The organism is Oleiphilus sp. HI0132 (genome assembly GCF_001635845.1).
In genome coordinates this window covers 1-10,948 of record NZ_LWGJ01000861.1, presented here as the reverse complement: position 1 = coordinate 10,948, position 10,948 = coordinate 1, and the positions used below count along the sequence as shown (strand labels likewise).

The window sequence follows — 10,948 nt, the reverse complement described above, 5'->3', positions numbered from 1 at the left end:
TGTAAAAATTGATGCTTTGAATCGTATTAATAACTTAAGGGAAAAGTACAAACTCGATAGCAAGAAACTTACGATTGATAAAGTTACTCAAAGTCAGGTGGTGCTCGATAGCTATGATCGTATTGTCGATTCAGGTGTATTTTATCAACGCATGGATGAATTGCTTTACCAAACAGCTAAGGCAACAAAATTTATAGGTAATTCTGAAGAATCTATAAAACGACTTAAATTGTTAGTAGGTCTTTACCCAAAGTCTGATCTGGTTGATGAAAGTATGTTCCGAATTGCCGAGACATATTTTGATTTGGGTATGTTTGATAAAGCTGAAGCGCAGTATAAGAAAGTACTGGCTTTTACAAAAGATTCTACCTTCCATCATAGAGCAAACTTTAAGTTAGGTTGGGCTGTTTTTAGACAGGACAGGTTTGCCGACTCAGCAGTTCATGCTAGTAAGGTATTAGATAAGTACCCTGAGCTAAGGAATGCAATCGGGTACGATACCTTGGGCCTCAAGGATCAAGATATTGTTGACGATACCTTCCGACTTTTCTCTACTATGTTTTCTCAAGACAGAAGCGGCGAGAGTATTGAGGTGCTACAACAGAGTATCGGGCATAAGGACTATGCATATTTGCTTTATGACTCCTTATTTCGATTCCACCTAAGATCTGAGCGATTTCGTGATGCGGGTCTCGTAGCCAGGGGCTTTACCGATAACTATCAAATGAATTTTGATGCTTATCGAATGGCACAAAATGAAATACAAACCTATCGTCGTGGTAATTTCGATATTCTAGAATGGGAAGCGAAAGAAAATTTTGTAAAGAATTTCGGTGTTCATAGCCCTTATTGGAAAACGCTTGAACCCTCTCAATTAGAGATTGTCAGACCTTTGCTTGTTGAGGCCCTAGATGAGTTGGCACACCTATATTATGTAAGAATGCAAACGGCTTACGCCAAAGACTCCGAAGTTAAGAGTGAGCCTGCTGAAATTTCAGCTAAAGCGTCAAGCTATTATGTATTTGGTAAGCAGGCTGCAGACTATTACGAAGAGCTGGTTCTCACGCGAGGTCAAGATCGCTATAGCGGTGAGAACCTTTACCTTGCAGCTGAGGCTGCATATAAAATTGGTGATTATCGTCGTGCAATTTCTCTATACGAACGTGCAGCTTATGAAAATGTTAGCCATCCAAAGGCAGTTCAAGCTGGCTATGCTTCAGTTCTGACATATGACGACATCAAAGTTTCAAATAGCGGCAATACCCAAGATCTCGGGCCATCTGATAAGCTACTTCGCAGAGAAGCGATTGAGCGTTTTGCTGCGCATTTTCCTATGGCTAATCAGACGGCAGGATTGTTGAACGACCTAGCAAATGAATATTATCGCGAACTAGACTATATCAATGCAGTAGAAGTTTCTTCCCGAGTTGTACAGTCCAGATCGGCACCTGCTGCGATATTGTATTCTAGTTGGTTGGTTAACGCTCATAGTCATTTCGAGCTAGAAAACTATTCTCTTGCAGAAAAAGCCTATCAAAAACTTGTTACTTATAATAAGAAGTCTGATGTAGAGGTCTTAAGCGAGCGCTTAGCTGCGTCTGTTTACAAGCAAGCAGAGAAAGAAAGTGCGATTGGGAAAAGTGCCGAACTTTATTTGAGAGTCGTCGACCTAGTGCCGGATTCGAGTATTGCTCCTACGGCACTTTTTGATGCGTCGACACAGTTTCTACAAATACAAAATTGGCCGCAGTCCATCGCCACCTTAAACGTTTTCCAAGAGCGTTTTCCTGATAGTGAGTTGTATGAGGATGCCTCAGATAAGCTCGTCTATGCTTACTTGGAGAATGAAGAGCCAATTCCTGCTGCAGAAAAACTAGTCGAGATATCGAATTCTACTGCGGACTTGGCTAAAGCGTCGAACTCACTTTATCGTGCTGCAGAAATTTACTTAGAAAATGACTTTGCCTATGAAGCTGTTGGGCTTTTGGACGGTTTTGTTAAGCGCTATCCCGATCAGTTCGAGTTAAATATTGAGGCATATTTCCAAAGTATTCGCTATTTTGATCGTCGAAAAGAGGACTCTAATGCTAATAAGTGGCGTGCAGCGCTTGTAGAATATGAACAGGATAGGATCTCTCAGCGAAACGGGCGTTCTGCTTATGTTGCAGCAAATGCAGCGCTTAGGCTATTAAACAAAGACATCCTTCAGTTTGAAGCGATTAGCTTAAGCTTACCGCTCAAAAAGTCTTTGGATCAAAAAACACGAAATCTAAAAGCCTTGGTAGCTAAACTCGAAAGCCTTGCCGATTACGAAGTGTCCGAGGTTATTTCAGCGGCTACTTATAAAATCGGAACGATATATAGAACCTTAGCGCAAGATATCATGTCTTCCGAAAGACCCGACAAACTTACAGAGCTTCAGTTAGAGCAATACGACATTCTACTGGAGGAGCAGGCGTACTCATTCGAAGAGCAAGCTTTGGAGATTTATCAGATTAACCTCGATAAGGTTCCTGATGGTGAGTACGATAGATGGATTGCAGCCACCTATGAAGTGTTAGCTGAAATGAATCCAACAGAGTTTGAACGTAAATCAAAGGCGATCTTACATGCTGATGAATATTTCTAAGCCTATGAGTCATATATCTAAGGTAATCCTTGTTATAGGTGCTTTGTATTTTGTCGTAGCTTGTTCAAGTACTAGCAAAAAAATAGAGCCTATCCAGATTGAGAAGCCGGCTAGCGCTATTGTTAAGCCAATCCTCACGGAAGACGATAAAATTGCATACAAGCAAGGTCTAGCTCTTATCAAAGAAAAATCTTACGTTGAAGCAGAAGAGATATTTAAGGGCTTAATTGATAGATATCCGACCCTGGCTGGTGCATACGTTAACCTTGGTTTGATTCGTCATTCAAATAGGCAGTTAGCTGAAGCTGAAGGCTACTATCAGCAAGCACTAGATATTAATCCTAAAAACGTAAACGCTTTGATTCAATTATCTTTGATTAGCCAGGATGAAGGTAAGTTTCAGGACAGTGAACGATTTTTAAAGTCAGCCTTAGCAAAGGATTCAAATCATCCGATGGTTAATTACAATCTCGGGGTACTTTATGAGTTGTACCTACGTGATTACGACCAAGCAATTGAACATTACCAGGCTTATGTTAAAAATGCGGGTGAAGACGACACAAAGACTGTAGAGCGCTGGATAAAAATGCTGGAGCGTAAGTAAATGAATTTGATCAAATTGAGAAGGATTAAAGCAATTTCTTGTCTGATATCTGTCATTTTGTTGCTTATGTCTCCTTTTGCGGTTTCTAAGTCGAATCAAGATGAAAAGAGGGTTGAAACGCTGTCGGAAGTCTCTATTATTGGCAGCTCTGAACTGCCAAATGTAAGTTTTGATCTGCCATGGAAACTACCAACTATAGAGAAGCGTGATGAAGCGTCTCCGCCAAAAAGTATTCCTGGCATTTTAGATAGCATTGAACCTGTCCGGTTCCGACAGCAGATTCATTTTTCAAGGTTTTTGGAAGTCGATTCTCCGTCTTTCAAACCTCGATAGTGTAATGGAAAGCGTAAAACCTTGTAAATTTGTAGGGAATTTATGAGCGTGTCCCGGAATTCCTGGGTTGCTGTCTATACACTTGCAATCACATAGTCGTTCGTCAACAAGGAACGTGAACCTGTTCATACGTATTAAGGTGCAGGTAAAGACATAATGAAAATCAGCATTATAGCTGACGACAAACTCTGTTTTATTTCGTTGATGTTTATTTAGTCATCAACGCCGAACAATTACTTTGAATACAAAAAATAGATGCGGTAGCGATTCTATGAGCATTACGTACTCGTAGTATTTGCAAAACGCTTTAATTAGAACATTAAGGGGCACAAATCATGTTAGATACGATCTTGCGATTTTTTCAGGAAGGTGGGGCGTTTATGTACCCAATCGCAGTCGTTTTAGTAATCGGTTTAGCGATTGCTATTGAGCGTTTTATATATTTAACCGCAGCAAAGAACTCTAATAGAAATGCCTTTGATAAGGGGCTGTTACCGATTCTTAGAAAGCGCGATTACCCAAAAGCGCTAAAGTTTGCTAACGACTCACAGGCTGCTATTGCAGCAATTATGGGTGCGGGTTTAAGTCGTTTATTAAACAATGCTAACCGGGATGAAATTGAGTTCGCTATGGAAGAAGGCTTGATGGAAACACTTCCTCGCCTTGAAAAGCGTACACAGTATTTAGCGACATTAGCTAACGTATCTACCTTGCTTGGTTTGCTGGGTACTATCATTGGTTTGATTGCTGCGTTCACTGCAGTAGCCAATGCCGATCCAGCAGAAAAAGCTTCTCTTCTTTCTCAAAGCATCTCCGTTGCAATGAATACAACTGCTTTTGGTTTGATGGCTGCTATTCCTCTATTGCTTTGCCATGCAGTGCTACAGACTAAGACCAATGAAATTGTCGATAGTTTTGAGATGGCTGGTGTGAAATTACTAAATATGATTTCCGATAAAACTGGTCAGTCCTAGCACTCATCTTTTTTATGAACTCAATTGACAGTAGTTTATTTATTCAAAAGATAGATAACTAACCGGTATTACTAACTAGCGATATATATATGGCACGAAGGAAGCATAGAAAGCTTGTTCAGCAGGCAGAATTGGACATCACTGCGTTCATGAATCTCATGATTGTACTTGTGCCGGTATTGCTATTAAGTATGGTTTTTTCTCAAACAGCAGTATTAGACCTTAATTTTCCAGTACTGGACGATGCGCAACTCCCAGATAATTCCGAAGAATTGCAACTGCAACTAATAATACGTAAAAACAGCCTGACATTGGCTGATACGAAACAGGGTTTAATAAGAAAGATTCAGAGTAGTGAGCAAGGTTACGACTTTGATTCCTTAGTGAAAGTCCTTAAGCAGTTAAAAAACAGGTTCCCTGAGAAGACTGATATCACATTGCTTTTGGGCGAAGAGATAAATTATCAAACTCTTGTTAGTGCCATGGATTTAACTCGCTCTTATGAGACTGTTGTTGCAGCAAGTGTTGTTAATGCAGAGCTTTTCCCCGATATATCTATTGGTGACGCACCCATTTTGGATGTTGAAAGTACTGGTGGGGGGGCGACACCATGAAACTATCCAGAAGAGCGAAGAGGATGCAACGTCATTACCGACGAATGCATAAAACCGGTGGCTTAAACCTTGTGTCACTCATGGATATTTTTACCATTTTAGTTTTCTTTCTGATGGTGAACTCTTCAGATGTAAAAGTACTTCAGCAGGATAAGTCTGTTGAGTTGCCGCTGTCGGTGGCTAAGCAGCAGCCTAAGGAAAATATCGTAATTGCTGTAAGTGGCAGCAATATCCTTGTTCAGGGGCGGGTAGTATCTAGCATTAGTGAGGTTTCAGATGACGGTCTATTTCCTGGCTTAAAGTCAGAGCTGGACTATCAAGCAAGTAAAAATCAGTCTTTGCAGAATGTTCGTGATGGATACCCTGTTACTTTAATCGCAGATAAAAACGTGCCTTATAAGCTGTTAAAAAAGATTATGGCAACTTGTACTGCCGCCAGCTATACCCGGGTTTCCCTGGCTGTATCAAGAAAGCTTGAAGGTAAGGGGTAGGGATGATTTTTCCACAAGACCGCTTAAATCTACCTTGGACGAAAGAAGCTGGTGAAAGTAAACGTTTCAGCAGTATTCTGCTTACCTTGCTCATGGTCTTTTTGGTACTAGCGGTATGGATACCTAATGCATCTGTGCCTGAAAAAGATCGCAAATCACTTGAAAAGCTCCCACCGCAACTAGCAAAGTTAGTGAAGAAAAAAGAGCCACCCAAACCCAAGCCAGTCAAAAAGGAAGAGAAACCTAAAAAGGTTGAAGAAAAGCCTAAAGAAGAAAAACCTAAACCTAAAGAAAAGCCTAAGCCTAAAGAAAAGCCTAAGCCTAAAGAAAAGCCTAAGCCAATTAAAAAGCCGGAGCCGATTAAAAAACCTCTGACTACAAAAGTCAAAAAAGCGAGAGAAGTTGCTAAAAAGTCCGGCTTGTTAGCTTTGCAGTCAGATCTTGCTGAACTTAAGACAGTCGTCGATGTCGCTGCCTTGAAAAAGAAAGTTGCACCAAGTAAGCAGGCGACCATTGCCGCGAAAGCAAGCGGACCTGCTAGTTCAGAAGTGCTCAAGCGCAGTAGTGGGATTTCTACTGAAGCCTTAGCGGCTCCAGCGGAAACCGTTTCACTAAGTGCGCGTGAGAATGAGGTGCTAGATGCAACAGAAGATGAGATATCTTTAGCTCTTGCTGAAGAAGAAGCAGCTTCGGGTATGCTTTCGCGTAGCGAAGAAAATATTCGTCTCGTCGCCGAGTCCTTAAAGTCAGCCTTTAACAAATTATACGTTCGGGAATTGCGAAAAGACCCTTTTCTTGAGGGCTTGTTAATGCTAGAAGTGATAATCGAACCAAGCGGGGAGGTTTCTTTCTGCCGTATCGTAAGTTCCGAGCTTAATCACCCTGTTCTCGAGAATAAAATTGTTAAACGAATGTATTTAGCTGACTTTGGTGTTGAGAATGTAATGCAAACCACCATAAATATCCCATTCCCTTTTCGCCCAAACTAGGTCGTTTGGCAAGGTAAGCGATGAGGGAAAGGAGTGAGCTAGTGTTTATAAAGTGAGACTACTTATTCAGGCATAAAAAAAAGGCACTAGTAGCCGAAAATACTAAGTGCCTTTTAAGGAGAATAAATTATCAGTTCTAACATGCCAATTAAGGAACCTCGTTAGATAGCTGCAAACAGGAAGAAGTTAGCGGCCTGAGTGCTCTTCTTCCTGTTTACCGATGAGGGAATAATACAGGCGAGGGGGGCGTAGTTGAATCGTCCAAAGGGCTTAGTTTGGGCGTAATTACCACTTATTTCACTTTGTTAAAGTAAATTCTAGGACTAAAGCGCCGTTATTCAGTCCCAACTAAGCCCCTCTTTGTTGCAGAGCACCTCAATTTAAGTGTTAAATAGATTAACGTAATCGTTAAAATGACAGCTGTTTGTCAAAATCACCCTTTAATGCTTCTCGATATAAACTATGCCCAAAAAAACAATTAGTTCCCGGAAAGGACGTTTTATCAAATTAGCTGGAATGACAGCCTCTGTAGCCGGTCGTTATGCCTCTGACCGGGTCAAGTCGGTTTTTAAATCTGATGATAATGCTGCCTTAAGTAAACGCGAAACCTATTCTAAAATGGCTGGTGATGTCGTTGATACTTTAGGTGAGCTTAAGGGGGCTGTGATGAAAATCGGACAGATCGCATCACAAACTCAAGATTTATTGCCCAAAGAGTTTTCAGAAGCATTAGTAAAACTCCAGAAAGAAGCGCCCCCAGTTGAATTTAGTATAATTAAGGCTCAGATTGAGCTCCAGTTAGGCGCGCCTTTGGATGAGCTTTACAGTCGTTTTGATGAAGAGCCGCATGCCGCTGCTTCAATTGGGCAGGTTCATCGTGCCTGTACTAAGCAAGGGCAAGAAGTTGTCGTCAAAGTTCAGTATCCAGGGGTTGCTGAGTCATGCGACTCTGATTTAAAGCAGTTGAGGTTAGCGCTTAAGCTAGGTGGCTTGCTGAAGATGCCAAAAGAAAGTGTAGACGCTCTATTTGCCGAGATTAGGGATCGTTTACATGAGGAGCTCGATTATAATAATGAGGCTGCAAATATTGCGATGTTTCAAAGTTTTCATGATAAGCATCCAAAGATACTCATTCCATCGGTTATCGAAGACTTATCAAATAGGCATATTCTAACGATGGAATACCTACCAGGAGACGATATACAAGCACTAAAGCGTGAGCAGTATACTCAGGATCAGATCAATCAACTCGGCGAAAGACTATTTGAAGTTATGGCTGAGCAGCTATTTGACTTCAAACAGATTCATGGCGACCCGCACCCCGGTAATTTTGCTTTTCGAAAAGACGGTTCAGTTATTGTTTATGATTTTGGTTGTATTAAAACGCTTAAGCATGAAGTTTTAGCAGCCTATAAAGATGCGATTGTTGCTAGTTTGGCGGAAGATTATGATGCGCTAGATGATGCGCTTATTAGATTAGGTGCGCGGGTCGAGAGTAAACCTTCACCAGGTTCAGACTACTACAAAGTTTGGCGGAATATTTTATTTGAGCCCTTTCTGACAAATGACGACTATGACTATGAATCTGCTTCTTTGCATATCGAAGCGGCCAAACAAACTCATTTGTTCTTTAAACATATGTCGCACTTTAGCCCGCCGGTTGAAAGCTTATATATTGACCGGATGATAAGTGGTCAGTACTGGATACTCAAAAGTATGGGGGTTAAGGCGGAATTCCGTTCTAAGTTGGCCCCTTATCTGCAAGGCTGATTAAGCTATGCTTCACTGAGTATTTGTTTAGCAATAATAATGCGCTGTATTTCACTGGAACCTTCGTAGATTGTTGTTACGCGTGCATCACGAGTAAGACGCTCTATAGGATAATCTTTAATATAGCCATTGCCTCCTAACAACTGCAGTGCTGTATAACAAGCTTTGTTGGCGGCTTCTGTTGAAAATAGCTTGGCCATTGATGCCTGTTTTGAAAACGGCGCGCCAGAATCTTTTGTGTAGGCCGCGCTCATAAGGAGCAAACGTGCAGCTTCTAGTTCTGTGTAGGTGTCCGCTAACATCCACTGGATACCTTGAAAGTTCGCGATTGCCTTGCCAAATTGCTCACGTTCTTTTGTGTATATCGTTGCATAGTCGATGGCTGCCTGAGCAATACCAAGTGCTAATGAGCCGACGCCTATTCTGCCGCCGGCCAGTTCGCCAACGGCGACACGATAGCCTTTGTTTAGATCACCCAAAAGTGCACTGTCATCAATGTTGCAGTTATCGAAACTAAGCTGACAAGTAGAAGAGGCTTTTTGTCCCATCTTTTGTTCGGGTTTTCCTATTATTAGGCCGGGAGTCCCCGCCTCGACAAGGAAACAAGAAATGCCTTTTCCTTTTGCCGCACTCTTATCCGTCAGAGCCCAGACAACAAATACGCCAGCATATTCTGCGCTGGTAATGAATTGCTTGCTGCCATTTAGCGCCCAGCCCGAAGCTGTTTTAGTAGCGGAACATTTCATTGATGAAGGGTCCGAACCGGCCTGAGACTCAGTCAAGCAGAATGCTCCGGCAGAATATTCACCAGAGCAAAGTTTTGGTAGATAAGAATGTTTCTGTTGTGTGCTGCCAACAGCCTGGATAACCTCAGCAACCATGTTTGTTACCGATGTTGTAACTGCTGTCGAAGCGCAAGCCTTGGCTATTTCAGTGATGGCCAAACTAAAGGAAACGGTACCGGCATTGGTACCGCCGTATTCACTCGAGATATTGAGCCCCATAAAACCGAGCTCAGCCAGTTTCTTTAGATTCTTAACAAAGGTTTCCTGTGCCTCCCCCATATCAAGCTTATCGGCGATAGGCATCAGTTCAGAGCTGGCAAATTTACGTGCCATACTCTGAATCATAATTTGCTCCTCGTTCAGTGATAAGTCCATATGGGTTCCTCTTTTAGTGAGTTAGTGTTTGTATAATAGCGGACTATTTAGCAGCTAGGTCACGTGTAACGACTTTATGATGTTCCCAAAATGCCGCGCTTGGTATTATTTTGCTGCCAAACGGACAGCGGAATCAATACGTATCACTTCACCGTTAAGTATTGGGTTCTCAACAATATCACGCACTAGCCTACCAAACTCATCGGGTTTACCTAGTCTAGATGGAAAGGGTAATGTTGCAGCAAGGCTGTCTTGTACTTCTTGAGAAAATGATTCCATCATAGGCGTTAGGAAGAGGCCGGGTGCGATCGCTAATACGCGAATGCCAAACTTTGCGAGCTCACGTGCAGCGGGAAGGGTCATTGATACGATCCCTCCCTTCGAGGCAGAATAGGCAGCTTGACCAATTTGACCTTCATAAGCCGCTACTGAGGCTGTTGAAATGATTACGCCTCGCTCACCGTCTGCGTTTTCTTCTCGGCTTTGCATGTCTGCTGCCGCCAGCCTTAGTACATTAAATGAGCCAACAAGGTTTACTTGAATTACGGTATTAAAAAAGTCTAAAGACATTGGGCCGTCACGCCCAAGAATACGTCCTGGATTGCCAATGCCGGCGCAGTTAACAGCTATACCGCAGGGCCCGTGAGTTTCGCGTGCTTTATTGATAGCTGCTTCAACGCTTTCAGCACTTGTTACATCGCATTCAATTGCAATGCCACCTATTTCTTCAGCAAGGGTTTGCGCTTTTTCGATTTGTAAGTCAAGAATCGCGACCTTGGCGCCGTAACTTGCAAGATAGAGTGCAGTGCCTTTTCCAAGACCTGATGCACCGCCAGTTACAATTGCGGGTGTACCTTTAATGTCCATTGAATTTACCTATAAGAAAAACTAAAAGTTTGATCGAAGACTGTGCGCCGGGCAAGAGCAAATCAGGATATGGTTTGACAAAATAGGACGAAAACTAGCTAAATGATACATATACTATGTATAAACTTTACCTAAGCGGACGATATGGACAAGCGAAATTCAATTTCACTGTACTATGTACATGCACTTCTGCAGGGTGCCTTGAGGGCCCGAGTCGATGTAAGCAAGGTGATGAGTGATTGCGGTCTTAGTTCAGGTATTCTCTCTGTCAGCTGCTATGGGGGGAGCGATCGTATTTCATCTGAGCGAGTATCAACACTAATTCGTTCTATCTGGCGACTAATGGATGATGAGTTCATGGGCTTTACCGATCAGCCCTGTAAACAAGGTGTTTTTGCCATCGTAGCTAAACAAATGATAAGGGAGCAAACTATTGGTGAAAGCATAAGGCGGGCAAGCTTGCTCTACAGTACCTTTAGAAACGATATCGTGCTGCAACTTGAAAATACTACGGAGG

Annotated in this window: 11 protein-coding genes; 9 read left to right on the top strand and 2 right to left on the bottom strand. The window is 42.3% G+C overall.

What is annotated here, in order from left to right; translation table 11 throughout:
• The 8 genes from A3766_RS09735 to A3766_RS09700 all read left to right on the top strand — a co-directional run.
• Nucleotides 1–2,629, top strand: a 2,629-nt coding sequence (locus tag A3766_RS09735) for a tol-pal system YbgF family protein (protein ID WP_068642143.1), incomplete at its 5' end; no start/stop codon positions are given.
• Nucleotides 2,610–3,233 (top strand): tetratricopeptide repeat protein, encoded by a 624-nt coding sequence (locus tag A3766_RS09730; protein ID WP_068512665.1) that lies wholly within the window; start codon nt 2,610–2,612, stop codon nt 3,231–3,233. The genes A3766_RS09735 and A3766_RS09730, both read left to right, overlap by 20 nt.
• Nucleotides 3,234–3,566, top strand: coding sequence for a hypothetical protein (locus A3766_RS09725; RefSeq protein ID WP_068506862.1), 333 nt, complete (start codon nt 3,234–3,236; stop codon nt 3,564–3,566). It begins immediately after the preceding gene.
• 335 nt (nt 3,567–3,901) lie between these two features.
• The gene (locus A3766_RS09720; RefSeq protein WP_068512663.1) at nt 3,902–4,540 is read left to right on the top strand and encodes a MotA/TolQ/ExbB proton channel family protein; all 639 of its coding nucleotides are present in this window, start codon (nt 3,902–3,904) and stop codon (nt 4,538–4,540) included.
• A gap of 89 nt (nt 4,541–4,629) precedes the next feature.
• Complete coding sequence (locus A3766_RS09715) at nt 4,630–5,154, top strand: biopolymer transporter ExbD (protein ID WP_068512655.1); 525 nt, start codon at nt 4,630–4,632, stop codon at nt 5,152–5,154.
• Entirely contained in the window at nt 5,151–5,645 is a 495-nt protein-coding gene (locus A3766_RS09710) for a biopolymer transporter ExbD (protein ID WP_068509548.1), read from the top strand. The genes A3766_RS09715 and A3766_RS09710 overlap by 4 nt, the downstream gene beginning before the upstream one ends.
• Before the next feature lie 2 nt (nt 5,646–5,647).
• Nucleotides 5,648–6,634 (top strand): AgmX/PglI C-terminal domain-containing protein, encoded by a 987-nt coding sequence (locus A3766_RS09705; protein WP_068512652.1) that lies wholly within the window; start codon nt 5,648–5,650, stop codon nt 6,632–6,634.
• Nucleotides 6,635–7,096: 462 nt separating this feature from the next.
• On the top strand, nt 7,097–8,404 hold the full coding sequence (locus A3766_RS09700; protein ID WP_068512650.1) for an AarF/ABC1/UbiB kinase family protein: 1,308 nt from the start codon (nt 7,097–7,099) through the stop codon (nt 8,402–8,404).
• 5 nt (nt 8,405–8,409) lie between these two features.
• Here the strand turns inward: A3766_RS09700 and A3766_RS09695 are convergent, their stop codons facing one another.
• Both A3766_RS09695 and A3766_RS09690 read right to left on the bottom strand, forming a co-directional pair.
• Nucleotides 8,410–9,564: an acyl-CoA dehydrogenase family protein gene (locus A3766_RS09695; protein ID WP_068512646.1), complete on the bottom strand. Its 1,155-nt coding sequence runs from the start codon at nt 9,562–9,564 to the stop codon at nt 8,410–8,412.
• A gap of 105 nt (nt 9,565–9,669) precedes the next feature.
• Nucleotides 9,670–10,431 (bottom strand): SDR family NAD(P)-dependent oxidoreductase, encoded by a 762-nt coding sequence (locus A3766_RS09690; RefSeq protein WP_068512644.1) that lies wholly within the window; start codon nt 10,429–10,431, stop codon nt 9,670–9,672.
• 144 nt (nt 10,432–10,575) lie between these two features.
• Between A3766_RS09690 and A3766_RS09685 the strand changes: the two genes are divergently transcribed.
• A partial coding sequence (locus tag A3766_RS09685) for an AraC family transcriptional regulator ligand-binding domain-containing protein (protein WP_156508840.1) occupies nt 10,576–10,948 on the top strand: 373 nt, incomplete at its 3' end.